Source organism: Pseudomonas sp. RtIB026, from assembly GCF_016861355.2.
GTDB classification, from domain to species: Bacteria; Pseudomonadota; Gammaproteobacteria; order Pseudomonadales; family Pseudomonadaceae; genus Aquipseudomonas; species Aquipseudomonas peradeniyensis.
In genome coordinates, this window is the sequence record NZ_AP023348.2 from 1333794 (window position 1) to 1357650 (window position 23857).

Genomic DNA, 23857 nt, shown 5'->3' on the forward strand with positions numbered 1-23857 from the left:
CGCGGTTTAGAAGAAGCCCAGCGGGTTGATGTCGTAGCTCACCAGCAGGTTCTTGGTCTGCTGGTAGTGGTCGAGCATCATCTTGTGGGTTTCACGGCCGACGCCGGACTTCTTGTAGCCACCGAACGCGGCGTGCGCCGGGTACAGGTGGTAGCAGTTGGTCCACACGCGGCCGGCCTTGATACCGCGGCCCATGCGGTAGGCGCGGTTGATGTCACGGGTCCACACGCCGGCACCGAGGCCGAACTCGGTGTCGTTGGCGATGGCCAGGGCCTCGGCTTCGTCCTTGAAGGTGGTGACGCTGACCACCGGGCCGAAGATTTCTTCCTGGAACACGCGCATCTTGTTGTTGCCCTTGAGCAGGGTCGGCTGGATGTAGTAGCCGCTGGCCAGCGCGCCTTCGAGCTGCTCCACCTTGCCGCCGGTGAGCAGCTCGGCGCCTTCTTCCTGGGCAATCTTCAGGTACGACTGGATCTTCTCGAACTGCTGCTGGGATGCCTGGGCGCCGACCATGGTGTCGGTGTCCAGCGGGTCGCCGCGTTTGATCTGCAGGACCTTCTTCATCACCACTTCCATGAACTGCGGGTAGATCGACTCCTGCACCAGGGCGCGCGACGGGCAGGTGCATACTTCACCCTGGTTGAAGAACGCCAGCACCATGCCTTCGGCGGCCTTGTCGATGAAGGCAGGCTCGGCCTGCATGATGTCCTCGAAGTAGACGTTGGGCGACTTGCCGCCCAGCTCGACGGTGGACGGGATGATGTTCTCGGCGGCGCATTTCATGATGTGCGCGCCGACCGGGGTGGAGCCGGTGAAGGCGATCTTGGCGATGCGCTTGCTGGTGGCCAGGGCTTCACCGGCCTCGCGGCCATAGCCTTGCACCACGTTGAGCACGCCCTTGGGCAGCAGGTCGCCGATCAGCTCCAGCAGCACGGTGATGCCCAGCGGCGTCTGCTCGGCAGGCTTGAGCACCACGCAGTTGCCGGCGGCCAGGGCCGGGGCCAGCTTCCAGGCGGCCATCAGCAGCGGGAAGTTCCACGGGATGATCTGCCCGACCACGCCCAGTGGCTCGTGGATGTGATAAGCCACGGTGGATTCGTTGATCTCGGCGGCGCCGCCTTCCTGGGCGCGGATGCAGCCGGCGAAGTAGCGGAAGTGATCGACCGCCAGCGGGATGTCGGCGTTGAGGGTTTCGCGGATCGGCTTGCCGTTGTCCCAGGTCTCGGTGATGGCCAGCAGTTCGAGGTTCTGCTCGATGCGATCGGCGATGCGCAGCAGGACGTTGGAGCGGTCCTGCACCGAGGTGCGGCCCCAGGCGTCGGCGGCGGCATGGGCGGCGTCGAGGGCCTTTTCGATGTCTTCGGCGCTGGAGCGGGGGAACTCGGCGATCGCCTGGCCGTTCACCGGCGAGGTGTTGGTGAAGTACTCACCCTTTACCGGAGGAACGAACTCACCACCGATGTAGTTGCCGTAGCGGCTCTTGAAGGAAACCTTCGCGCCCTCGGTACCGGGATGTGCGTAACGCATGGTGTGTCTCCTGGTCGTTGTGATTGTTGCGGAGTTTCCTAGCGTAGAGCAAAGGTCGGGCCAGCGCCTGGAGGTCCTTGTGTATCAATGACTTGGGTCAAGGGCGGTAAGCGGTTGGCCATGCTCTGTGCCAAGGCCGGTACGGCCTGGGTGACACTTTGTACCGTTTGCGACACGGGTCGTGACCGCAGGGTCAGTGCACCATTGCAAAGCGTTCCCGCCTGGAGGATGCTGGCGACACGCTCTATCTGCGGAGAACAACTACAAATGCAGAGCAACCCGTTCAGCCGCCATGCCCAGCAAGTGCTCACGGTCGCCCACGGCCAGGCCAGCGGGCCGGGCAGCGACCCGTCGATCGCCCGCTCCTGGCTGCGCTGCCTGGAGGACTACCACCTCGACCCGGCACGGGCCCAGGCCCCGGTGGTGCTCGAGCACGGCCGCCTGCTGGAGAGCCGCGAGCGCCTGCGCCAGGTGCTGCAGATCGCCGACAACGAGATGAACAGCCTGCACCAGCAGCTCTCCGGCAGCGGGCACGCGGTGTTGCTGACCGACGCCCGCGGGGTGATCCTCAACTGCGTCACCGCTCCCGGCGAGCGGCGCATCTTCGAGCGCGCCGGGCTGTGGCTTGGCGCCGACTGGAGCGAAGCCCGCGAGGGCACCAACGGCATCGGCACCTGCCTGGTCGAGCGCCAGGCCCTGACCATTCACCAGGACGAGCACTTTCGTGGCCGCCATACCGGCCTGACCTGCTCGGCCAGCCCGGTATTCGACCCCCACGGTGAACTGCTGGGGGTACTCGACGTGTCATCGGCACGGCCGGATGTTTCGCGCCAGAGCCAGTTCCACACCATGGCCCTGGTCAACCTGTCGGCGAAGATGATCGAAAGCTGTTATTTCCTGCGTCATTTCGAGCAGCAGTGGCTGCTGCGCTTCCACCTGCAGGCCGAGTCGGTCGGCCTGTTCAGCGAAGGGTTGCTTGCCGTCGATGGCGACGGGCGGATTTGCGCCGCCAACCAGAGCGCCTTGAACCTGCTGGGGACCATCCGAGGCGGCGTGCTGGGCAAGCCCCTGGACAGGTTCTTCGCCTGCAGCCACGACGAGCTGTTCAGTCGCGCCACGCCCCAGGGCAGCAGCGCCTGGCCGCTGCACACCCGCGATGGCCGCCAGGTGTTCGCCAGCTTGCGCGGCCAGGCCCGAACGCCGGTGTGGTCAGTGCCGGTGGCCTTGCCCCGGGCCAGCGACCCCGGCATCTGCCTGCTCGACCCGGCCCTGCGCGAGGACTTTCGCCGCGCCGTGCGGGTGTTCGAGCGTGATGTGCCGCTGCTGCTGCGCGGCGAGACCGGCTGCGGCAAGGAGGCCTTCGCCCAGGCCGTGCACCAGGCCAGCTCGCGCCGGCACAAGCCGTTCGTGGCGATCAACTGCGCGTCGATTCCCGAGAGCCTGATCGAAAGCGAGCTGTTCGGCTATCGCGGCGGTAGCTTCACCGGCGCGCGCAAGGAGGGCATGCGCGGCAAGTTGCTGCAGGCCGATGGTGGCACCTTGCTGCTGGACGAGATCGGCGACATGCCGCTGGCGTTGCAGACCCGCCTGCTGCGGGTGCTCGAAGAACGCCAGGTGGTGCCCATCGGTGGCGAGCCGCAGGCGGTAGATGTGCGGATCGTCAGCGCCACCCACCGTGACCTGTTGGAACGGGTTGAACAGGGGGGATTTCGCGAAGACCTCTATTACCGCCTCAATGGCCTCGAGGTTGCACTGCCGGCGCTGCGCGAGCGTAGCGACAAGGCGCAGTTGCTCGATTTCCTGCTGGCGCAGGAGGCCGAGGGCCAACCCGTCGGCCTCGACCCGGCCGCCCGCCAGGCACTGCTGGACTTCACCTGGCCGGGTAACGTGCGGCAGATGAGGAATGTGCTGCGTACGCTGGTGGCGTTGTGCGAAGGTGCGCACATCGAGTTTTCCGATCTCCCTGCAATTGTCCGCCATGGCGCGCCCTCTGTAGGAGCGGCCTTGTGCCGCGAAAGGGCCGCAGAGCGGCCCCAGCATCCTGACCATATCGCTGAAATCGCCGGGGCCGCTGCGCAGCCCTTTCGCGGCACAAGGCCGCTCCTACACGCCGAGCGCGATGCATTGCTCGCCGTACTGGAGGCAAACCGCTGGCACTTGACCCGCGTCGCCGAACACCTGGGCATCAGCCGCAATACCTTGTATCGAAAACTGCGCAAACACGGCATCGCCAGGGCTGGTTGAGCGAAACAGCGAGTGCGATTTCCCTCGCCCTGGGCTACCCTGCCTCGACGTTTTGCGAGGTCGATCATGCACATTCATATTCTCGGTATTTGCGGCACTTTCATGGGTTCGCTGGCGGTGCTGGCCAAGGAACTGGGCCACCGCGTCACCGGCTCCGATGCCAACGTCTATCCCCCGATGAGCACCCAGCTCGAGGCCCAGGGCATCGAGCTGACCCAGGGCTACGACCCGGCCCAGCTGGAGCCGGCACCTGACCTGGTGGTGATCGGCAACGCCATGTCGCGGGGCAACCCGGCGGTGGAGTACGTGCTGAACAAGGGCCTGCCCTATGTGTCCGGCCCGCAGTGGCTGGCCGACCATGTGCTGCAGGGCCGCTGGGTGCTGGCCGTGGCCGGTACCCATGGCAAGACCACCACCAGCAGCATGCTGGCCTGGGTCCTGGAGCATGCCGGCATGAGCCCGGGCTTCCTGATCGGCGGCGTGCCGCAGAACTTCTCGGTGTCGGCGCGCCTGGGCGGCACACCGTTCTTCGTGGTCGAGGCCGACGAATACGACAGCGCCTTCTTCGACAAGCGCTCAAAGTTCGTGCACTACCACCCGCGCACCGCGATCCTCAACAACCTCGAGTTCGATCACGCGGACATCTTCCCGGACCTGGCGTCCATCGAGCGGCAGTTCCACCACCTGGTGCGCACCATCCCGAGCGAAGGCCTGGTCATCCACCCGACCACCGAGCAGGCGCTGGAGCGAGTGATCGGCATGGGCTGCTGGACCCCGGTGCAGACCACCGGAGCTGGTGGCCAGTGGCAGGCGCGCCTGCTCAGCGCCGACGGTTCGCGCTTCGAGGTGCTGTTCGAGGACGAGGCGCAAGGCGTGGTGGACTGGGCCTTGACTGGCCAGCACAACGTTGCCAACGCCCTGGCCACCCTGGCGGCCGCCCGCCATGTGGGTGTGGCCTCGGCCATGGGCATCGAGGGCCTGAGCGCGTTCAAGAGCGTCAAACGGCGTATGGAGAAGGTCGCCGAAGTTCAAGGCGTGACCATCTACGATGACTTCGCCCACCACCCGACTGCCATTGCCACCACCCTCGATGGCCTGCGCAAGCGCGTTGGCGAGGCGCCGGTGATTGCGGTGATCGAGCCGCGCTCCAACTCCATGAAGCTTGGCGCCCACCGCGATGGCCTGCCGGAAAGCGTCAACGACGCCGACCAGGTGATCTGGTACGCGCCGCCCAACCTGGGCTGGGACCTGGCGGGCACCGCCGCGCAGTGCAAGGTGCCGAGCGTGGTGGCCGACAGCCTCGAAGCCATCATCGAGCGCATCAAGGGCCAGGCCCGCCCGGGCACCCATGTGGTGATCATGAGCAACGGCGGCTTCGGCGGCCTGCACGGCAAGCTGGCCGAGGCGCTGAAGTGAGCGGGCCGGAACGCATCACCCTGGCCATGACCGGCGCCTCCGGGGCGCAGTATGGCCTGCGTCTGCTCGACTGCCTGGTGCGCGAGGACCGCGAGGTGCACTTCCTCATCTCCAAGGCCGCGCAGTTGGTGATGGCCACCGAGACCGACGTGCTGCTGCCGGCCAAGCCCCAGGCCATGCAGGCGTTCCTCACCGAGTACACCGGCGCGGCCGACGGGCAGATCCGCGTGTACGGCAAGGAGGACTGGATGTCGCCGGTGGCCTCGGGCTCCGGCGCGCCGGCGGCGATGGTGGTGGTGCCCTGTTCCACCGGCACCCTGTCGGCGATCGCCACGGGTGCCTGCAACAACCTGATCGAGCGCGCCGCCGACGTGACCCTCAAGGAACGTCGGCAACTGATCCTGGTGCCGCGCGAGGCGCCGTTCTCCACCATCCACCTGGAGAACATGCTCAAGCTGTCGCAGATGGGCGCGGTGATCCTGCCGGCGGCACCGGGGTTCTATCACCAGCCGCAGAGCATCGACGACCTGGTCGATTTCGTCGTGGCGCGCATCCTCAACCTGCTGAACATCCCGCAGGACATGCTGCCGCGCTGGGGCGAGCATCATTACGGGGTCGATGATTGAAGCGGGTGTTGGCGGGGCTGGTGATACTGGCCGAGCTCGGCGGCTGCGCCACGGTGCGCACCCTCGATGCCAACAAACCGGGGGCGCCTGTGGTGTATGCCGGGACGCGGCTTGACCTGTACGTGATCAATGGCGGTTGTTGTCCCGAAGATCGCTTCGGCGCCGAGGCGCCGGCTTATCCGGGGCTGGACCTGCCGGGGAGCGCGTTGCTGGATACCTTGTTGCTGCCGCTGTCGTTGTTGACTGCGGCGGGGGTGGGTTTCAACGCCACCGGTGGTCTGTAATAAAGCAATCGCGGGGCAAGCCCGCTCCCACGCCCTTGAACGATACCCGGAGCGTGGGAGCGGGCTTGCCCCGCGATGAGGCCGGCATTGGCGACTTATTTCTTGCCGAGTTTTCTCAACTCGTCCGACTCGACCACCCGGATCCCGTCTTCCTCTTCCAGTGCCAGGCGCCACAGCGCCCGGGCCAGGGTGCAGGCCTCGATGCCCCGGTACTTGCCCGGTATCAGACGGGCAAACGGCGCCGCCATGCGCTCACCCAGGCGCGGCTCTATGCGCTCTCCGAGCAATAGCGAAGGCCGCACGATGGTCAACTGCGGCCAGTCCTGCTGCTTGAGCGCCTCTTCCATCTCGCCCTTGACCCGGTTGTAGAAGACCGACGACTTCGGATCGGCGCCCAGGGCGCTGATCACCAGCAGGTGACGGGCACCCATCTCGCGGGCACGCTTGCTGAAGGCCACGACCATGTCCAGGTCGACGGCGCGGAAGGCGTTTTCCGAGCCTGCCTGCTTGAGCGTGGTACCCAGGCAGCAGAAGGCGATATCGACACGACCGGCCAGTTGCGGGAGAAACACGGCCGGGTCGCCCACCGGGTTTTCCAGGTGCGGATGCTCGGCCAGGGGGCGACGGGTCGGTGCCAGCACGCGGCTGATGGTGGGCTCGTTGAGCAGGCGATCCAGCAGGTGTTCACCCGTCAGACCCGTGGCACCGGCAAGCAGGACATGTTGAGGCGTCAGGTACATGGTGTCTCTCCCTCGTTACTACACAGCTTAGTGGGCGCCAGGTTTTTTTGCCTGTTCCCCCGAAGCTGGTTGGGCTTCATTGCGCAGGGCTTGCTCGGCCTGTTGGTGGCGCAGGCGCTGCCAGTGGCTGATCACTGGCGGCGGCGCCCAGAGCTGTGGCTCCGAGGCTTCGAAGCCCTCCCTTCGTTCTCTTTCGGCAACGCTTTGCCGCGCCAGTTCAAACGCCTGTTTCAGGTCGTCGGTCTGGTTCAGCGCCTGGGCGAACAGGGCGTCGCCGAAGTAGGTGAAGTCGGCCTCTTCCGAGCAGCCGAACGACACCCGGTCGGGGCGCGCGGCGGTCATGACCAGGGTGCGGTCGTCCTTGAGCGGGGCGATATAGCCACCGGAATAACAGGCGGAGATGACGATCACCTTGTCGCGGTCCTTCAGTGGTGCCAGGGCGCTGGCCAGTTCGTCGGCGGACAGGTCGGCCAGTTGCAGGCGCGGCTGGTCGAGCACCAGTTGGTGGTCATGGCTGCCGTGGCTGGTCAAGTAGATGAACACCAGGTCCTCCGGGCCGCTGCGCTCGGCCAGGGTACGGGCGGCACGGGTGATGTTCTCGCGTGTGGCCATGGGGCGGTCGGCCAGATGGTCGCGATGATTGACCAGGGTCACCTGGCCGTGGGCGCCGAAGCGCACCTTGAGCATGTTGCTGACATAGTCGGCCTCACGCAGGAACACGCTTTGCTGGCCGTCACCGGCCACCACCAGGCTGTACAGCTGCACAGGCGGTACCGACGCAGGCACCTTGGCCAGTGCATCGGCCAGTAGTTTGCCCTGGTTGAGCAGGGCCAGGTCCAGCGGGTCGGGCAGCAGCTTGCCCTGGGCATCGCGCACCCGCACGCCGTTGACCCAGGTGCCGCTCTCGACCCGTCCGTCCGGGTGGGTCAGCTTGCCGCGACCATGGTAGGCGTCGTCGGCAAAACCGCCGACATACTGGCTGCCGTCGGCCAGTTGCAAGGTGCCGCTGCCGGCGAAGCGCCAGTCGCGAAAACCACCCTTGTAGCGGCTGCCGTCGCTGCCCAGCAGTTCGCCCTGGCCGACCAGCGACCCATCCTTGAAGTCGCCGATCCAGACGTCGCCGTCGGCGCTCTCGTAGCGACCCCGGCCTTCGAGGCGGTTGTCCTTGAACTCGCCGATGTACTGCTCGCCGTCGGCGCTGTCGTAGGTGCCGGCGCCTTGCAGCTGGCCGTCGATGAAGTGGCCGCCGAACTGGTTGCCGCTGGCGTCGCTGCGCACCCCGGCGCCGTTGGGCTTGCCCTTGGCGAACAGGCCCTGGTAGCGGCTGCCGTCGGCCAGTTCGAGCTGGCCGGCACCTTCGTACTGGTCGTCCTTGAACTGGCCGCGGTAGGTCTGGTCGTTTTGTTTGAGCGTGCCCTCGCCATCGCGGCGGCCATGCTTGAAGGTGCCGGCATAATGGCTGTCGGGGGTGGTCAGGTCGCCCAGGCCCTGGAACAGGCCTTCGCTGAATTGGCCGCGATAGACCTCGCCGTTGCTGCCGTGCCATTCGCCCTGGCCATGCCACTGGCCGTCCTTGAAGGTGCCGGCGTACCAGCTGCCGTTGGGATAGTCGATGCGCCCCTCGCCTTGCAGCAGGCCGTCAACCACCTGGCCGCGGTAGCGGCCGCCGTCGGGCAGCCGGGCGTCCGGGGGCGACAGTGGTTCGCCTTCGCCGCAGGCGGCGAGCAGCAGGATCAGGGTCAGGGGGAGCAGGCGGCGCATGGCGGGTTCCGGGACAATCGATGCGCCGAGTATGCCGCAGAATGCGCAGGTGCGTGAATCGGGGCCGCGTGGCGACCCCTGGGGCGGCTCAGACGAAGCAGAGCGACAGCGGTTCGGCGATGTAGGCGGGTTTTTCTTCGCCTTCGATCTCGAGGGTGACGGTGGCCTTGAGCAGCCATTGCCCCGGTTTCTTCTCGGTGGCGTCGGTCAGGTCGACCTTCAGTCGTACCTGGCTGTCGACCTTCACCGGCTGGATGAAGCGCACGCTGTCCAGGCCGTAGTTGACCACCATCTTCAGCCCTTCGGGCAGCACGAGGATGTCTTCCATCAGTTTGGGAATCAACGACAGGGTGAGAAAACCATGGGCGATGGTGGTGCCGAACGGGGTCTTGGCCGCTTTGACCGGGTCGACATGGATGAACTGGAAATCGCCAGTGGCCTCGGCGAACAGGTTGATGCGTTGCTGATCGATCTTCAGCCAGGCGGAACGTCCCAGTTCCTTGCCAACGTACTGCGAAAGCTCTGTAACGGGTACATAGGGCATCGCGACATCTCCAGATTGTCATTTGGTACGAGTGTGCAAGATCAGCACGGCGAACCGTTTCAGTCAAGTTGCCCGCTTTTCGCCGAATATCGCCTTATAGGCAGTTGCTTAGCGTGCTTATAATGGTCGCCATGCTCTGAGGGAGGTCCATATGCTGTTGCGTGGTTTGACCTGGCTGGTGCTGTTCCAGTTGCTGGGAACGGCGATCAACCACCTGTTGCTGCCCATCCTGCCCGGGCCCATCATCGGCCTGTTGCTGCTGATGGCCTTCCTGATGATCCGTGGCGAGGTCGGCCAGCCACTCAACGAGGCCGCCGGCAGCCTGTTGCGCTACCTGCCGCTGCTGCTGGTGCCGCCGGCGGTGGGGGTGATGGTCTATGCCAGGGACATCGCCGCCGACTTCTGGGCCATCGTCGGGGCCCTGCTGATTTCCTGCCTGCTGACCCTGGTGTTCGTCGGCGTGCTGATGCAGAAGTTGATCCAGCGTCAGGGCAGGCGCGAGGAGCAGCCATGATCCTCGACTGGCACGGCGCGCTCGAGGCGGTCATCCACCATCCGTTGTTCGGCATCGGCATCACCCTGGCCGCCTACCAGCTGGTGCTGGCGGGCTATGAGAGGACCCGCTGGATCTTCCTGCAGCCGGTGCTGGTGTCGATGCTGGTGGTGATCGGCATCCTCCTGGCCTGCGGCATCGACTACGCCGAGTACCGCAAGAGCACCGAGATCATGAACATCCTCCTGGGGCCGGCTACCGTGGCCCTGGCGGTGCCGCTCTACCTCAACCTGCGGCGTATTCGGCAGCTGTTCTGGCCGACATTTACTACGCTGGTAGTCGGAGGCCTGTTCGCCACCGTGGCGTGCCTGGCGCTGGGGTGGTGGTTCGGTGCCGAACACATGATCCTGATGACCATGGCGCCGAAGTCGGTCACTTCGCCGATCGCCATGCTGGTGGCCGAGCAGATCGGCGGGGTGGCGGCCCTGGCCGCGGTGTTCGTGCTGATCACCGGGGTGATCGGCGCGATCTTCGGCCCGGCGCTGTTGACCCGCTGCGGCGTGCTCAGCCCGGAGGCGCGAGGCATGGCGCTGGGGGTGACCGCCCACGCGGTGGGTACCTCGGTGGCCTTGCAGGAAAGTGACGAATGCGGCGCCTTCGCCGCGCTGGCGATGAGCCTGATGGGGGTGGCCACGGCGGTGTTCCTGCCGTTGGCGGTCAGCCTGGTGGCTTGAGGAATCGAGATGACGTTACCGCTGTTTCCCCTCAATACCGTGCTGTTCCCCGGTTGCCTGCTCGACCTGCAGATCTTCGAGGCGCGCTACCTGGACATGATCGGCCGCTGCATGAAGCAGGGCGCCGGTTTCGGCGTGGTGTGCATCCTTGAAGGCGAACAGGTGGGCAAGGCGCCGCCAGTGGTGGCCTCGCTCGGCTGCGAGGCGTTGATCCGCGATTTCGTGCAGCAGGACAACGGCCTGCTGGGCATCCGTGTCGAGGGCGTGCGGCGGTTTCGCGTCGAGCGGACCGAGGTGCAGAAGGACCAGCTGATGCTCGCCGAGGTGCAATGGCTGCCGGACCTGGCGGACAGCCCGTTGTTGGAGCAGGACGACGACCTCCTGGCCCTGCTGCTGGCGTTGGGCGAGCACCCGATGGTCGAAGCGCTGGACATGCCGCGCGACGTGGACGGGCGCCAGTCGCTGGGCAACCAGCTGGCGTACCTGCTGCCGTTCATGGAAGAGGATAAGCTCGGCCTGCTGGCCATCGATTCGCCGCAGCTCAGGCTGGAGGCGATCCAGGCGTTGCTCGAGCGGATCCAGGGCGAGTTGTTCGCCTGATCAGGATTGCCCGCCCAGCGGCCCATGCGATCCCTGTAGGAGCGGCCTTGTGCCGCGAAAGGGGCGCAACGCGGCCCCGGCGATTTTTGCTTTAGCGCTGAAATCCCGGGGCCGCTTCGCAGCCCTTTCGCGGCACAAGGCCGCTCCTACAGGGACTTGCGACTGTATCAATACTGGTAGCGCAACAACGCCTTTGGCAGCGCGTGCAGGGCAAAGAACGCCAGCAACGCGACGCATGCCGGCAGCACCAGCCACCACACCCGTTGCGCCAGCGCCACCAGCGGCTGGCGATGCTGCACCAGGGTCAGGCTCGCCGCGCACACGCAGCACGCCAGCAACGCTCCGGCGAGGATATCGGTTGGCCAGTGCGCGCCCAGGTAAACCCGCGACAAGGCGATCGCCAGCGCCGGCAGGCAGCCCAGCATGACCCAGGTCAGGCGCATGCGCGGCGGCTGCCCGCGTCCGGCCAGCACCGCCAGCACCAGGAAGAAGGCGAATGACGCCGAGCTGTGGCCGCTGGGCATGCTGTAGCTGGTCAGCGGATCGACCAGCACCTCGGGGCGGGCGCGGGCGAACAGCCATTTCAGCGTACCGTTGGCCAAGGCCGTGCCGATCAGCGCGGTGCCGGCGAACAAGGCGTGACGCCATTGCCGGGCCAGCAGCAGCAAGCCGGTGAGCAGGCCGCCCAGGAAGAACTGGGTGCGGAAGTCGCCCAGGCGGGTGACCAGCACCACGGCGCCGTCGATGGCCTGGCTGCGGTGTTCCTGAACCAGGGTCATCACGCCCTGGTCGAACTCGCTCAGGTATGGCCAGCCGATGAACAGCGCGGCCACGGCCAGGCCGCTGAGGGCGGCGATCAGCCGGGTGCCGTGGCGCTGGTCGCGAATGCTGGTGCTCAAGCTCAGGCCGATGAGCACTGCCAGGGTGCCGACGACGATCCCGGCGTCCAGCCAGAACCCTTCCGGCAGTGGCAGGCGCATGGCCGCGCCGGTGGCCCAGCCGGGCAGCAGGTAGGCTACCGACCAGCCGGCGCCGGCCACCAGGCTCACGGCGATGAAGCGTGGCAGCGGCATGTCGAACATGCCGGCGACCATCGGCAGCATCGGTCGCAGCGGGCCGATGAAGCGGCCGACCAGCAGGCTGGCAATGCCGTAGCGCTGGAAGTACGCCTCGGCGCTGCCGATCCACTGCGGGTGGCTGCGCAGCAGCGGCAGGCGGCGGATGTTCTGGTGGAAGTACTTGCCGATGCCGTAGGAGATCGCATCGCCCAGCATCCCGCCGAGGAAGCCCAGCAACAGCGTCTCGCCGAGGCTGAAGGCGCCGCTGCCGGCCAGCACGGCGACGGCGAACAGCAGCACGGTGCCGGGCACGATGATGCCGGCGATCGCCAGGCATTCGACGCAGGCGACGATGAAGATCGCCAGGCCGAGCCACTGCGGATTGGCGCCAAGCCAGGTGGTCAGGCTGTCGAGCCATTGGCCCATGGTTCAGTTTCCTTGTTCGAGCATGAAGAAGTCTTTGCCTTCGACCTGGCCGCGGCGCAGCGGGTTTCGGCTGCAGAAGCGCGCGTAGTCGGCATCGACGAAGCGGTAGGGCAGGTGTTCGTCGCGGCCGTGGGGGATGCCCAGCCGGGTGGTCTGGATCACCCTTGGTACCTGTATGGCGCAGTCCTCGACATACAGGCGCTCGGGGTCGAAGCGCCGGGCGTCCCAGTTCGGCACCTTCAGGCCCAGGGCCCGGCACAGCAGGGTCTGGCCGTTGCACAGGCGCTCGGGTGGGCGCAGGTTGCCGCTGGCGTCGGGGTTGTTCAGCTGCATCCGGGCCAGGCTGTTGGCGTCTGAGATGGCGTCGGTCCAGGGGTAGGCGGACTTGACCAGCACCGCGTTGCCCGGGCCCTGGGCGCTGAAGTTCAGTGAATCGCCGCCACGGGCGTAATACATGTAGATGTGCCCGCCATCGAGGAACAGCGCCTTGCGCTTCTCGGTGAAGCCCAGGGAGGCGTGGCTGCCCTTGTCGGAGAGGTAGTAGGCCTCGGTCTCGATGATTCGCGCCGCCAGCCAGAGATCGCCGTGGCGATGACGGATGACCTTGCCCAGCAGCTCGCGGGCGAGGGTCTGGGCGTCGCGGTCGAAGAAGCTGTCGGGCAAGGCCCGGGCCGGGCAGGGGGCTGGGACGGACATACGCGCGGTTCGTGGCTATGGAGGCGGCGATGATAGCAATGAATGGCTTAATCGAGGCTGAATCGCCAAGTCGGTGATTGGCCCTTTCGCGGGTAAACCCGCTCCCACAGGTTATGCGCAGAGCCTGTGGGAGCGGGTTTACCCGCGAAAGGGCCGGATCAGGCGCAGGAAATGCTGATACGGGTCGTTACATCTTTCCAACACATTCCCCCCACCATTTTCGACCATCCGCCACCCGCCGCTGGGCGTACCCGAGCGCTCCAGTTATAATCAGCCGATTTCCCCTTTGCCAAGACACCGAACCCATGACCGAGTCCGTTCTTGACTACATGACCCGCCTGGGTCGCGCCGCCCGCGAGGCCTCGCGGGTGATCGGCCGTGCCAGCACCGCGCAGAAGAACCGCGCCCTGCAGGCCGCCGCCGACGCCCTCGACGCGGCTCGCGACGCGCTCACCGCAGCCAACGAACAGGACCTGGCCAACGGTCGCAAGAACGGCCTGGAGCCGGCGCTGCTCGACCGCCTGGCACTCACCCCGGCGCGCATCGACGGCATGATCACCGGCCTGCGCCAGGTGGCCAGCCTGGCGGATCCGGTCGGTGCCATCCGCGACATGAGCTACCGCCCGTCGGGCATCCAGGTCGGCAAGATGCGCGTGCCGCTGGGTGTCATCGGCATCATCTACGAGTCGCGCCCCAACGTGACCATCGACGCCGCCAGCCTGTGTCTGAAGTCGGGCAACGCCACCATCCTGCGCGGCGGCTCCGAGGCCATCCACTCCAACCGCGCCATCGCCGCCTGCATCCAGCGCGGCCTGGCCGAGGCCGGCCTGCCGCCGGCGGTGGTGCAAGTGGTCGAGACCACCGACCGCGAGGCCGTGGGCGCGCTGATCAGCATGCCGGAATTCGTCGATGTGATTGTCCCGCGTGGCGGCCGTGGCCTGATCGAGCGCATCAGTCGCGACGCCCGGGTACCGGTAATCAAGCATCTGGACGGCATCTGCCATGTCTTCGTCGATGCCCATGCCGACCTGGACAAGGCATGGCGCGTGGCCTTCAACGCCAAGACCTACCGCTACGGCATCTGTGGCGCCATGGAAACCCTGTTGGTGGACCAGGCCGTGGCCGAGCGCTTCCTGCCGGAAATGGCCCGCCGATTCCACGACAAGGGCGTCGAGCTGCGCGGCTGCGAGCGCACCCGGGCGATCATCGACGCCAAGCCGGCCAGTGAAGACGACTGGCACACCGAATACCTTGACGCGATCCTGTCGATCCGCGTCGTCGACGGCCTGGAGCAGGCCATCGAACACATCAACCACTACGGCTCGCACCACACCGACTCGATCATTACCGAGCACCAGGGCCAGTCCCGGCGTTTCATCGCCGAGGTAGACTCGGCGTCGGTCATGCTCAACACCCCGACCTGCTTCGCCGATGGCTTCGAGTACGGCCTGGGCGCGGAAATCGGCATCTCCACCGACAAGCTGCACGCCCGCGGCCCGGTCGGCCTGGAAGGCCTGACCTGCGAGAAGTACGTGGTGATCGGCGACGGCCAGCTGCGCGGCCAGGAGTCGTGCTGAGTTGAGCAACGCTGTGGCAGTCCGGCGTATCGGCATTCTCGGCGGTACCTTCGATCCGGTGCATATCGGTCACCTGCGCAGCGCGCTGGAAGTGGCCGAGTTCATGCGCCTGGACGAGCTGCGCCTGCTGCCTAACGCCCGCCCGCCGCACCGCGACACGCCGCTGGTGTCGGCCCAGGATCGGTTGGCCATGGTGCGCGGCGCGGTGGCCGGGGTTGATTGCCTGAGTGTCGATGCCCGTGAACTGGCCCGCGACAAACCGTCGTACACCATCGACACGCTCGAATCGATCCGCTCTGAATTGAACGTGCACGACCAGCTGTTCCTGGTGCTGGGCTGGGACGCGTTCTGCGGCCTGCCCAGCTGGCATCGCTGGGAAGAGCTGCTGCAACACTGTCACATCCTGGTGCTGCAGCGCCCGGATGCCGATGTCGAACCCCCTGACGAGTTGCGCAACCTGTTGGCGGCGCGCTCGGAGAGCGATCCCACCGCCATGTCCGGCCCGGCGGGGCACATTTCGTTCGTCTGGCAGACCCCGCTCGCGGTGTCCGCCACGCAAATCCGGCAGCTGCTGGCCAGCGGCAAGTCGGTGCGGTTCCTGGTGCCGGACGCAGTACTGGCCTATATCGAGGCACACGACCTGTATCGTGTGTCCAACTGACGGCGCCCGCTGGCGCCTCAATCAATGAGTTGAACGAGTTTTATATGACCAAGCAGAAAATCAATGGCATCAGTGGCGAAGAGCTGGTCAAACTGACCATCAGCGCCCTGGAAGACGTCAAGGCCCAGGACATCCAGGTCATCGACGTGCGCGAAAAGCACAGCCTGACCGACTACATGATCATTGCCACCGGTACCTCCAATCGCCAGATCAACGCGATGCTGGAAAAGGTCCGTGAAGCGGTGAAGAAAGAGGGTGCGCAACCCCTGGGTGAAGAAGGCAAGGGCGACAGCGACTGGGTCCTGCTGGACCTGAACGACGTCATCGTGCACATGATGACCGCCGCTGCCCGCCAGTTCTACGACCTGGAGCGCCTGTGGCTGGGTGCCGAGCAGAGCCGTGCCGCCGATGCCAAGCACCACAGCCCGGAAAACGCCAGCGACTACTTCACCGACAAGCTCAAAGACCGGGAATAAGGAAGCGCCGTGCGTCTGCGTCTGATCGCGGTCGGCTCGCGCATGCCCAAGTGGGTCGAGGAAGGCTGGCATGAGTATGCCAAGCGCCTGCCCCCGGAGCTTGCGCTGGAGCTGGTGGAAATCCCGCTTAACACCCGCGGCAAGAACGCCGATGTCGCCCGCCTGATCCGTCAGGAGGGCGAGGCGATGCTGAGCAAGGTGCAGCCTGGGGAACGCATCGTCACCCTCGAGGTCCATGGCAAGCCCTGGAGCACCGAGCAATTGGCGGGCGAGTTGGACCGTTGGCGCCTGGACGCGCGTACGGTCAACCTGATGGTGGGCGGCCCGGAAGGGCTGGCGCCGGAAGTCTGCGCGCGCAGCGAACAGCGCTGGTCGCTGTCGCCGCTGACGTTGCCGCACCCGTTGGTAAGGATACTCATCGGCGAGCAGATCTACCGCGCCTGGACCGTGCTGTCCGGGCATCCCTACCACAAATGAACCTGTAAGCCTCTCCGATGCCGCAGCAGATTCGCCTCAAGGACCACGAAAAAGACGCCCGCCTGGTGCGCAACCGCGTCGTCGTGGGCGCCGTGGCGGTGGTGCTGCTCGTCTGCGTGCTGATCGCCCGGCTGTATTACCTGCAGGTCATCCAGTACGACTATCACTCGACGCTGTCGGAGAACAACCGGGTGCATGTGCAGCCGATCCCGCCGACCCGTGGGCTGATCTTCGACCGCAACGGCGTGGTGGTGGCGGACAACCGCCCCAGCTTCAGCCTGGTGATGACCCGCGAACGCGCCGGCAATGCCGGCAAGTGGCAGGACGTGCTGGATGTGATCGTCGAGGTGCTCGAGCTCACTCCCGACGACCGTGCCCTGTTCGAGAAGCGCATGAAGCAGGGGCGCCGGCCATTCGAGCCGGTGCCGATCCTGTTCGAGCTCAACGAAGAGCAGATTGCCCGCATCGCGGTCAACCAGTTCCGCCTGCCCGGCGTGGAAGTAGCGGCGCAGCTGGTTCGCCACTACCCCCAGGGCGCGCATTTCGCCCATTCGGTGGGCTACGTCGGGCGGATCAACGAGAAGGAACTCAAGAGCCTCGACCCGGTGAATTACAGCGGCACCCACCACATCGGCAAGACTGGCATCGAGCGCTTCTACGAAGACGAGCTGCATGGCCAGGTGGGGTACGAGGAAGTCGAGACCAACGCCCGTGGCCGCGTGCTGCGAGTGCTCAAGCGCACCGACCCGAAGCCGGGCAAGGACATCGTGCTGAGCTTGGATATCAAGCTGCAGGAAGCCGCCGAGCAGGCGCTGGGCGGGCGCCGTGGCGCCATCGTCGCCCTCGATCCGCGCACCGGCGAGGTGCTGGCGATGGTCAGCCAGCCGAGCTTCGATCCCAACCTGTTCGTCACCGGCATCGGCTTCAAGGCCTACGCCGAACTGCGCGACTCGATCGACCGGCCGCTGTTCAACCGTGTGCTGCGCGGTCTTTATCCGCCTGGCTCGACCATCAAGCCGGCAGTGGCGATTGCCGGGCTCGACAGTGGCGTGGTGACGGCAGGCAGCCGGGTGTTCGACCCGGGTTACTACCAACTGCCCAACTACGATCACAAATACCGCAACTGGAACCGCACCGGCGATGGCTGGGTTGACCTGGATGTGGCGATCATGCGGTCAAACGATACGTACTTCTACGATCTTGCGCACAAGATGGGAATCGATCGGCTGTCCAGCTACATGAACAAGTTCGGTATCGGGCAGAAGGTCGCCCTGGACATGTTCGAAGAGTCGCCCGGATTGATGCCGTCCCGTGAGTGGAAGCGCGCCACCCGCCGTCAGGCCTGGTTCCCCGGCGAAACCCTGATCCTCGGTATCGGCCAGGGCTATATGCAGACCACGCCGCTGCAGTTGGCCCAGGCCACCGCGCTGATTGCCAACAAAGGCGTGTGGAACCGTCCACACCTGGCCAAGACCATCGAAGGCCAGCCTCCGGTGGACGAGAACCCCATGGAAAACATCGTCCTGCGCGACAAGTCAGACTGGGCCAGGGTCACTCATGGCATGGAGCAGGTGATGCACGGCGCCCGCGGCACCGCCCGCAAGGCCGCCATCGGCTCGCAGTACCGCATCGCAGGCAAGAGCGGCACGGCCCAGGTGGTGGCGATCAAGCAGGGTGAGAAGTACGACCGCAACAAACTCCAGGAACGCCACCGCGACCACGCCTTGTTCGTCGCCTTCGCCCCGGCCGACGATCCGAGGATCGTGGTTTCGGTGATGGTCGAGAACGGTGAGTCCGGTTCCGGCGTCGCCGCCCCCGTGGTGCGCCAGGTCATGGATGCCTGGCTGCTTGACGAGAACGGCCGGCTCAAGCCCGAGTTCGCCCCCGCCACAGTCGCCCAGGAATCGGCCCCGTGAAGAACAACTTCGACCGCATGCTCTCCAGCGAGGACGTGATGCGCAGGCGCGCCAGCTTCCTGCAGCGCATCCACATCGACGGCCCCTTGCTGCTCATCCTGCTGACGCTCGCCGCCGGCAGCCTGTTCGTGCTCTATTCGGCCAGCGGCAAGAACTGGGACCTGCTGATGAAGCAGGCCAGTTCCTTCGGCATCGGCCTGGTGTCGATGTTCATCATCGCCCAGCTCGAACCGCGCTTCATGGCGCGCTGGGTGCCGCTGGCCTACCTGGCCGGGGTGTTCCTGCTGATCGTGGTGGACGTCATGGGCCACAACGCCATGGGCGCGACGCGCTGGATCAACATTCCCGGGGTGATCCGTTTCCAGCCCTCGGAATTCATGAAGATCATCATGCCGGCGACCATCGCCTGGTACCTGGCCAAGCGCACGTTGCCGCCGCAGCTCAAGCATGTGGCGATCAGCCTGGTCCTGATCGGCGTGCCGTTCATCCTCATCGTGCGCCAGCCTGACCTGGGCACGGCCTTGCTGATCCTCGCCTCGGGCGCCTTCGTGCTGTTCATGGGCGGGCTGCGCTGGCGCTGGATCGTCAGCGTGATCGCCGCGGCGGTGCCGGTGGCGGTGGCGATGTGGTTCTTTGTCATGCACGACTACCAGAAGCAGCGCGTACTGACCTTCCTCGACCCGGAAAGCGACCCGCTGGGCACCGGCTGGAACATCATCCAGTCCAAGGCGGCGATCGGTTCGGGCGGGGTGTTCGGCAAGGGCTGGCTGCTGGGCACCCAGTCGCACCTGGACTTCCTGCCGGAAAGCCACACCGACTTCATCATCGCCGTGCTCGGCGAGGAGTTCGGCCTGGTCGGCATCTGCCTGCTGCTGCTGATCTACATCCTGCTGATCGGCCGCGGGCTGATGATCACTGCCCAGGCCCAGACCCTGTTCGGCAAGCTGCTCGCGGGCAGCCTGACCATGACCTTCTTTGTTTATGTGTTCGTCAATATCGGTATGGTCAGCGGCCTACTGCCCGTGGTGGGCGTGCCGCTGCCCTTCATCAGCTATGGCGGAACTTCGTTGGTGACGCTGCTGTCAGCGTTTGGCGTTCTGATGTCGATCCATACGCACCGTAAATGGATTGCACAGGTTTGAAAAAGGTGAAGAATTTCATGCAAGCAGTGCGTGGCTGGGCTGCCCGCCTAGCGCCGTTTTTCGGCGCTGTGGGGCTGCTCGGCGCAATCCAGCAGGCCAATGCCGGTGACTACGACGGCTCGCCCCAGGTGGCCGAGTTCGTTGGCGAGATGACTCGCGACTACGGCTTCGCCGGCGAGCAACTGATGGGCGTGTTCCGCGAGGTGCAGCGCAAGCAGGCGATCCTCGATGCGATATCGCGGCCGGCCGAGCGGGTCAAGCCGTGGAAGGAATACCGCCCGATGTTCATCACCGACGCGCGCATCGCCCGCGGTGTGGACTTCTGGCGCCAGCACGAGGCCGTGCTGGCCCGCGCCGAACAGGAATACGGCGTGCCGGCGCAGTACATCGTCGCGATCATCGGCGTGGAAACCTTCTTCGGTCGCAACACCGGCAACTACCGGGTCATCGATGCCCTGTCCACGCTCGGTTTCGACTACCCGCCACGGGCCGAATTCTTCCGCAAGGAGCTGCGCGAGTTCCTTCTGCTGGCCCGCGAGGAGCAGCTTGATCCGCTCACGCTCAAGGGCTCCTATGCCGGCGCCATGGGCCTGCCGCAGTTCATGCCGAGCAGCTTCCGCGCTTATGCCGTGGACTTCGACGGCGACGGCCACATCAATATCTGGAACAACCCGGACGATGCCATCGGCAGCGTCGCCAGCTACTTCAAGCGTCATGGCTGGGTACCCGGGGAACCTGTGGTCAGCCGCGCCAGCGTGGCCGGCGCACGGGTCGACGAAGGCCTGACCACCGGCATCGAGCCGACCAGGACGGTCGCGCAGTTGCGGGCGCTGGGCTGGTCGGGTCATGATGCGCTGCGCGATGATCTGCCGGTCACCGCCTTCCGCCTGGAAGGCGCCGATGGCCCCGAGTACTGGATGGGCCTGAAAAACTTCTACGCGATCACTCGCTACAACCGCAGCGTGATGTATGCCATGGCGGTGCATCAGCTTTCCGAACAGCTGGTTCTGGCACGGGGCGTCAAGTAAATGCGCGAATTCTTCACCGTCAATACCGCAAAACTGCTCACCTGCGTCGCTGTCGGCCTGGTGCTGGCCAGCTGCTCGTCGAGCCGGCCCTCCACCCCGCAGAGCGGCAACACCGTGCGCGCGCAGCCGGGCCTGGACATCAATCGTGCGCACAAGGACGGCGCGCCCTGGTGGGACGTGGACGTCAACAAGATCCCCGACGCCACGCCGACCGTGCACACTGGCAACTACAAGGCCAACCCCTACACGGTGCTGGGCAAGACCTACTACCCGATGCAGGACTCGCGCAACTACCGCGCCGAAGGCACCGCGTCGTGGTATGGCACCAAGTTCCACGGCCAGAACACCGCCAACGGCGAGCTGTACGACCTGTACGGCATGAGCGCGGCGCACAAGACCCTGCCCCTGCCGGCCTATGTGCGAGTGACCAACCTGGCCAACGGCCGCAGTGTGATCCTGCGGGTCAATGACCGTGGCCCGTTCTATTCCGACCGTATCATCGACCTGTCCTACGCCGCGGCGAAGAAGCTCGGCTATGCCGAGACCGGCACCGCGCACGTGCGCGTCGAAGGGATCGACCCGCAGCAATGGTGGGCCCAGCGTGGCCAGCAGCCGCCGATGGTGCTCAAGGAACCGCAGGTGGCCCAGGCCCAGCCGATTGCCGCGAGCACCGGCCGGGTCGAGCAGTGGACCCCGCCACCGCAGCAGCACGCGGCGCCGGTGGTGCCGGTGCAGGTGGGCGGCAACAATGTGCCGAACGCAAGTGGCGGCAGCATCCTGCAGGTGGGCGCATTCGCCAACCCGGATGCCGCCGAGCTGCTGCGCTCGAAGCTGAGCACCATGGTCAGCGCGCCGGTGTTCATCAGCTCCGTGGTGCGTAACCAGCAGACCCTGCACCGGGTGCGCCTGGGGCCGATCAACAGCCAGGGCGAGATCCAGCAGGCGCAGGACAGCATTCGCCTGGCGAACCTCGGTCAGGCGAAGGTCGTGACCGACTGACGTACGCGTCGGACCTTTCGCGGGTAAACCCGCTCCCACAGGGTTTTGCACAGATCCTGTGGGAGCGGGTTCACCCGCGAAGCAGAGCACACCGATCTGTCGGTTTGTTCATGAATTGCCGGGCAATGACATGTACAATGCCCGCTTTTGCCCGCAGCGGCATTACGTCGCACTGTCGGGCCAGGCCACCGGCCATAAAACTAGACTGACGGGGCGCTGGGCAAACGAACTTGCCCACGGAACATCAGACCATTAGCGATTTACGAGAGACGGATGAACATCACCAACCTTGCCAAACGACTTTGCCTGCCCGTTCTGCTGATGATCATGCCTGCTGCCTTCGCAGCGGAGCAGATGATGCCGGCACCACCGCAACTGGCCGCCAAGTCCTACGTACTCATGGACGCGTCCAGCGGCAACGTGCTGGTCGAGAACAACGGTGACGAGCGCCTGCCGCCGGCCAGCCTGACCAAGCTGATGACCGCCTACATCGCCACCTTGGACATCCGTCGCGGCCAGATCGGCGAGAACGACCCGGTCACCGTCAGCGAGAACGCCTGGCGCACCGGTGGTTCGCGCATGTTCATCAAGGTCGGCAGCCAGGTCACCGTCAGCGACCTGCTGCACGGCATCATCATCCAGTCCGGCAACGACGCCTCGGTCGCCCTGTCCGAGCACATCGCCGGCAGCGAAGACGCTTTCGCCGACATGATGAACAAGACCGCCACCGACCTGGGCATGGCCAACAGCCACTTCATGAACCCGACCGGCCTGCCGAACCCCGAGCACTACTCCTCGGCCCACGACATGGCCCTGCTGGCACGCGCGATCATCAACGAAGATCCGGCGCACTACGCCATCTACTCGCAGAAAGAGTTCTTCTGGAACAACATCAAGCAGCCGAACCGTAACCTGCTGCTGTGGCGCGACAAGACCGTCGATGGCCTGAAGACCGGCCACACCGACGAAGCCGGCTACTGCATGGTCGCCTCGGCCGTGCGTGACGGCCAGCGCCTGATCGCCGTGGTGTTCGGCACCAACAGCGAGCAGTCCCGCGCCGCCGAGACCCAGAAGCTGCTGACCTACGGTTTCCGCTTCTTCGAAACCCAGACCTTCTACCAGAAAGGCACCGAGCTGACCCAGGCCCAGGTATGGAAAGGCGCGACCAACCAGGTGAAAGCCGGCCTGGCCAACGACCTGACCATGACCATGCCTAAAGGCCAATTGAAGCGCCTCCAGGCTTCGATGACCATGAACCCGCAACTGACCGCTCCGATCGCCAAAGGTGACGTGATCGGCAAAGTGGAAGTCAAACTGGACGAGAAAGTGGTTCACAGCGCCGACCTCATCGCCCTTGACGGCGTGGAGGAAGCTGGTTTCTTCGGCCGTATGTGGGATAGCATCCGCCTGTTCTTCTACGGTTTGTTCAACTGATACGTGACCAGCGCGCCCCCGTGAACCAGGCGGGGGCGATGTTGCTGCCACGGCTTACGAGGCCGTTTCCGCCATGAGCGAAGAAGACGTCAAGTCGCACAAGATCGAATTCCCCTGCGAGGACTACCCGATCAAGGTGATCGGTGACACCGTTGTCGGTTTCCGCGACACCGTGATCGAGATCCTCAGCAAGCACGCCAAGGTCGACCTGTCGACCCTGGCCGAGCGCCAGAGCAAGGAAGGCAAGTACACCACGGTGCAACTGCATATCGTTGCCGAGAGCGAAAACCAGCTGCACGACATCAACAGTGCCCTGCGTGCCACCGGCATCGTGAAAATGGTGCTGTGATGTCCGGCGTGCTCGGTATTCGCGATCTTGGCCTGCAGCCCTATGAACCGGTGCTGCAGGCCATGCGCCGCTTTACCGAGCACCGCGGCCCGGACAGCCAGGACGAAGTCTGGCTGGTCGAGCACCCGCCGGTCTTCACCCAGGGCCAGGCCGGCAAGGCCGAGCACCTGCTGATCCCGGGGGAGATCCCGGTGGTACAGACCGATCGCGGTGGCCAGGTCACTTATCACGGCCCCGGCCAACTGGTGGCCTACCTGCTGCTGGATGTGCGGCGCCTGAGCATCGGCGTGCGCGAGCTGGTCAGTCGCATCGAGCAGACGCTCATCGACCTGCTCGCCAGCTACGGCGTGCAGGCGGTGGCCAAGCCCGATGCCCCGGGCGTCTACGTCGATGGCGCGAAGATCGCGTCCCTTGGCCTTCGAATCCGCAACGGTCGTTCCTTCCACGGCCTTGCCCTGAACGTGGACATGGACCTTGCGCCATTCCGCCGAATCAACCCCTGTGGGTATGCGGGGCTGGCCATGACCCAGCTGCGCGACCTGGCAGGCCCGATCGAACTTGACGAGGTCAGGACAAGGCTGCGCGGACAGCTGGTCAGGCACCTCGACTATGCTGAGCAGACGACCCTGACGGGCGGAATCGACTGATT

At 65.6% G+C, this 23857-nt stretch carries 24 protein-coding genes; 18 read left to right on the forward strand and 6 right to left on the reverse strand.

Features of this window, described 5'->3' with window-relative positions; all coding sequences use genetic code 11:
- Positions 1-6 precede the first annotated feature (6 nt).
- Positions 7-1527 carry an aldehyde dehydrogenase family protein gene (locus PRtIB026_RS05995; RefSeq protein WP_203648175.1) on the reverse strand — a complete coding sequence of 507 codons (1521 nt, stop codon included), beginning with the start codon at positions 1525-1527 and terminating at the stop codon, positions 7-9.
- Positions 1528-1794: 267 nt separating this feature from the next.
- On the opposite strand from PRtIB026_RS05995, the gene PRtIB026_RS06000 reads away from it, so the two are divergent.
- From PRtIB026_RS06000 to PRtIB026_RS06015, 4 genes are all read left to right on the forward strand, one after another.
- Positions 1795-3771, forward strand: a complete 1977-nt coding sequence (locus tag PRtIB026_RS06000; RefSeq protein ID WP_232857391.1) for a sigma-54-dependent Fis family transcriptional regulator — start codon at positions 1795-1797, stop codon at positions 3769-3771.
- Between the two features lie 66 nt (positions 3772-3837).
- On the forward strand, positions 3838-5187 hold the full coding sequence (mpl, locus tag PRtIB026_RS06005) for a UDP-N-acetylmuramate:L-alanyl-gamma-D-glutamyl-meso-diaminopimelate ligase (RefSeq protein ID WP_203648174.1): 1350 nt from the start codon (positions 3838-3840) through the stop codon (positions 5185-5187).
- Complete coding sequence (gene ubiX / locus PRtIB026_RS06010) at positions 5184-5813, forward strand: flavin prenyltransferase UbiX (protein ID WP_198744903.1); 630 nt, start codon at positions 5184-5186, stop codon at positions 5811-5813. Before mpl ends, ubiX begins: the two co-directional genes overlap by 4 nt.
- Entirely contained in the window at positions 5810-6097 is a 288-nt protein-coding gene (locus PRtIB026_RS06015) for a YceK/YidQ family lipoprotein (RefSeq protein WP_203648173.1), read from the forward strand. The genes ubiX and PRtIB026_RS06015 overlap by 4 nt, the downstream gene beginning before the upstream one ends.
- Positions 6098-6192: 95 nt before the next feature.
- Here the strand turns inward: PRtIB026_RS06015 and PRtIB026_RS06020 are convergent, their stop codons facing one another.
- From PRtIB026_RS06020 to PRtIB026_RS06030, 3 genes are all read right to left on the reverse strand, one after another.
- Positions 6193-6837: an oxidoreductase gene (locus PRtIB026_RS06020; RefSeq protein ID WP_028690375.1), complete on the reverse strand. Its 645-nt coding sequence runs from the start codon at positions 6835-6837 to the stop codon at positions 6193-6195.
- 27 nt (positions 6838-6864) lie between these two features.
- On the reverse strand, positions 6865-8598 hold the full coding sequence (locus tag PRtIB026_RS06025; protein WP_254464906.1) for a C13 family peptidase: 1734 nt from the start codon (positions 8596-8598) through the stop codon (positions 6865-6867).
- An 88-nt stretch (positions 8599-8686) separates the two neighbouring features.
- Entirely contained in the window at positions 8687-9142 is a 456-nt protein-coding gene (locus PRtIB026_RS06030; RefSeq protein WP_110737952.1) for a MaoC family dehydratase, read from the reverse strand.
- A 151-nt stretch (positions 9143-9293) separates the two neighbouring features.
- On the opposite strand from PRtIB026_RS06030, the gene PRtIB026_RS06035 reads away from it, so the two are divergent.
- From PRtIB026_RS06035 to PRtIB026_RS06045, 3 genes are read left to right on the forward strand one after another with little or no spacing between them, the layout of a single operon-like run.
- Positions 9294-9656 (forward strand): CidA/LrgA family protein, encoded by a 363-nt coding sequence (locus tag PRtIB026_RS06035; protein ID WP_203648172.1) that lies wholly within the window; start codon positions 9294-9296, stop codon positions 9654-9656.
- Positions 9653-10369 (forward strand): LrgB family protein, encoded by a 717-nt coding sequence (locus tag PRtIB026_RS06040; protein WP_203648171.1) that lies wholly within the window; start codon positions 9653-9655, stop codon positions 10367-10369. The genes PRtIB026_RS06035 and PRtIB026_RS06040 overlap by 4 nt, the downstream gene beginning before the upstream one ends.
- Positions 10370-10378: 9 nt before the next feature.
- Entirely contained in the window at positions 10379-10969 is a 591-nt protein-coding gene (locus tag PRtIB026_RS06045) for an LON peptidase substrate-binding domain-containing protein (protein ID WP_203648170.1), read from the forward strand.
- 167 nt (positions 10970-11136) lie between these two features.
- Here the strand turns inward: PRtIB026_RS06045 and PRtIB026_RS06050 are convergent, their stop codons facing one another.
- On the reverse strand, positions 11137-12453 hold the full coding sequence (locus tag PRtIB026_RS06050; RefSeq protein ID WP_203648169.1) for a bifunctional DedA family/phosphatase PAP2 family protein: 1317 nt from the start codon (positions 12451-12453) through the stop codon (positions 11137-11139).
- Positions 12454-12456: 3 nt separating this feature from the next.
- Positions 12457-13149, reverse strand: a complete 693-nt coding sequence (locus PRtIB026_RS06055; protein ID WP_203648168.1) for a DNA-3-methyladenine glycosylase — start codon at positions 13147-13149, stop codon at positions 12457-12459.
- Between the two features lie 305 nt (positions 13150-13454).
- On the opposite strand from PRtIB026_RS06055, the gene PRtIB026_RS06060 reads away from it, so the two are divergent.
- The 11 genes from PRtIB026_RS06060 (at position 13455) to lipB (ending at position 23855) form a co-directional block, all read left to right on the forward strand.
- Entirely contained in the window at positions 13455-14726 is a 1272-nt protein-coding gene (locus PRtIB026_RS06060; protein WP_203648167.1) for a glutamate-5-semialdehyde dehydrogenase, read from the forward strand.
- 1 nt (position 14727) lies between these two features.
- A complete protein-coding gene (gene nadD, locus PRtIB026_RS06065; protein WP_203648166.1) occupies positions 14728-15387 on the forward strand; it encodes a nicotinate-nucleotide adenylyltransferase in 660 nt (219 codons plus the stop codon).
- 44 nt (positions 15388-15431) lie between these two features.
- On the forward strand, positions 15432-15863 hold the full coding sequence (gene rsfS / locus PRtIB026_RS06070; protein WP_203648165.1) for a ribosome silencing factor: 432 nt from the start codon (positions 15432-15434) through the stop codon (positions 15861-15863).
- Between the two features lie 9 nt (positions 15864-15872).
- A complete protein-coding gene (rlmH, locus tag PRtIB026_RS06075) occupies positions 15873-16340 on the forward strand; it encodes a 23S rRNA (pseudouridine(1915)-N(3))-methyltransferase RlmH (protein ID WP_023631106.1) in 468 nt (155 codons plus the stop codon).
- A 17-nt stretch (positions 16341-16357) separates the two neighbouring features.
- Positions 16358-18256 carry a penicillin-binding protein 2 gene (mrdA, locus tag PRtIB026_RS06080; RefSeq protein WP_203648164.1) on the forward strand — a complete coding sequence of 633 codons (1899 nt, stop codon included), beginning with the start codon at positions 16358-16360 and terminating at the stop codon, positions 18254-18256.
- Positions 18257-18294: 38 nt separating this feature from the next.
- On the forward strand, positions 18295-19398 hold the full coding sequence (gene rodA, locus PRtIB026_RS06085) for a rod shape-determining protein RodA (RefSeq protein WP_203652712.1): 1104 nt from the start codon (positions 18295-18297) through the stop codon (positions 19396-19398).
- Between the two features lie 17 nt (positions 19399-19415).
- Positions 19416-20426: a lytic murein transglycosylase B gene (mltB, locus tag PRtIB026_RS06090; RefSeq protein WP_203648163.1), complete on the forward strand. Its 1011-nt coding sequence runs from the start codon at positions 19416-19418 to the stop codon at positions 20424-20426.
- Positions 20427-21425: a septal ring lytic transglycosylase RlpA family protein gene (locus PRtIB026_RS06095; protein WP_203648162.1), complete on the forward strand. Its 999-nt coding sequence runs from the start codon at positions 20427-20429 to the stop codon at positions 21423-21425. It begins immediately after the preceding gene.
- A 273-nt stretch (positions 21426-21698) separates the two neighbouring features.
- Entirely contained in the window at positions 21699-22859 is a 1161-nt protein-coding gene (locus PRtIB026_RS06100) for a D-alanyl-D-alanine carboxypeptidase family protein (RefSeq protein WP_203648161.1), read from the forward strand.
- Positions 22860-22932: 73 nt separating this feature from the next.
- On the forward strand, positions 22933-23208 hold the full coding sequence (locus PRtIB026_RS06105; protein WP_011535839.1) for a DUF493 domain-containing protein: 276 nt from the start codon (positions 22933-22935) through the stop codon (positions 23206-23208).
- Positions 23208-23855 carry a lipoyl(octanoyl) transferase LipB gene (lipB, locus tag PRtIB026_RS06110; RefSeq protein WP_203648160.1) on the forward strand — a complete coding sequence of 216 codons (648 nt, stop codon included), beginning with the start codon at positions 23208-23210 and terminating at the stop codon, positions 23853-23855. Before PRtIB026_RS06105 ends, lipB begins: the two co-directional genes overlap by 1 nt.
- Positions 23856-23857 lie beyond the last annotated feature (2 nt).

Bases quoted from the DNA above. Each gene is read 5' to 3' on its own strand.
- PRtIB026_RS06100 (WP_203648161.1), top strand. From the start codon at position 21,699: ATGAACATCACCAACCTTGCCAAACGACTTTGCCTGCCCGTTCTGCTG.
- PRtIB026_RS06025 (WP_254464906.1), bottom strand. From the start codon at position 8,598: ATGCGCCGCCTGCTCCCCCTGACCCTGATCCTGCTGCTCGCCGCCTGC.
- PRtIB026_RS05995 (WP_203648175.1), bottom strand. From the start codon at position 1,527: ATGCGTTACGCACATCCCGGTACCGAGGGCGCGAAGGTTTCCTTCAAG.
- lipB (WP_203648160.1), top strand. From the start codon at position 23,208: ATGTCCGGCGTGCTCGGTATTCGCGATCTTGGCCTGCAGCCCTATGAA.
- rsfS (WP_203648165.1), top strand. From the start codon at position 15,432: ATGACCAAGCAGAAAATCAATGGCATCAGTGGCGAAGAGCTGGTCAAA.
- PRtIB026_RS06050 (WP_203648169.1), bottom strand. From the start codon at position 12,453: ATGGGCCAATGGCTCGACAGCCTGACCACCTGGCTTGGCGCCAATCCG.
- PRtIB026_RS06030 (WP_110737952.1), bottom strand. From the start codon at position 9,142: ATGCCCTATGTACCCGTTACAGAGCTTTCGCAGTACGTTGGCAAGGAA.
- PRtIB026_RS06000 (WP_232857391.1), top strand. From the start codon at position 1,795: ATGCAGAGCAACCCGTTCAGCCGCCATGCCCAGCAAGTGCTCACGGTC.
- PRtIB026_RS06020 (WP_028690375.1), bottom strand. From the start codon at position 6,837: ATGTACCTGACGCCTCAACATGTCCTGCTTGCCGGTGCCACGGGTCTG.
- mrdA (WP_203648164.1), top strand. From the start codon at position 16,358: ATGCCGCAGCAGATTCGCCTCAAGGACCACGAAAAAGACGCCCGCCTG.
- mpl (WP_203648174.1), top strand. From the start codon at position 3,838: ATGCACATTCATATTCTCGGTATTTGCGGCACTTTCATGGGTTCGCTG.
- PRtIB026_RS06095 (WP_203648162.1), top strand. From the start codon at position 20,427: ATGCGCGAATTCTTCACCGTCAATACCGCAAAACTGCTCACCTGCGTC.
- PRtIB026_RS06105 (WP_011535839.1), top strand. From the start codon at position 22,933: ATGAGCGAAGAAGACGTCAAGTCGCACAAGATCGAATTCCCCTGCGAG.
- rodA (WP_203652712.1), top strand. From the start codon at position 18,295: ATGCGCAGGCGCGCCAGCTTCCTGCAGCGCATCCACATCGACGGCCCC.
- PRtIB026_RS06035 (WP_203648172.1), top strand. From the start codon at position 9,294: ATGCTGTTGCGTGGTTTGACCTGGCTGGTGCTGTTCCAGTTGCTGGGA.
- PRtIB026_RS06040 (WP_203648171.1), top strand. From the start codon at position 9,653: ATGATCCTCGACTGGCACGGCGCGCTCGAGGCGGTCATCCACCATCCG.
- PRtIB026_RS06045 (WP_203648170.1), top strand. From the start codon at position 10,379: ATGACGTTACCGCTGTTTCCCCTCAATACCGTGCTGTTCCCCGGTTGC.
- PRtIB026_RS06060 (WP_203648167.1), top strand. From the start codon at position 13,455: ATGACCGAGTCCGTTCTTGACTACATGACCCGCCTGGGTCGCGCCGCC.
- PRtIB026_RS06055 (WP_203648168.1), bottom strand. From the start codon at position 13,149: ATGTCCGTCCCAGCCCCCTGCCCGGCCCGGGCCTTGCCCGACAGCTTC.
- mltB (WP_203648163.1), top strand. From the start codon at position 19,416: ATGCAAGCAGTGCGTGGCTGGGCTGCCCGCCTAGCGCCGTTTTTCGGC.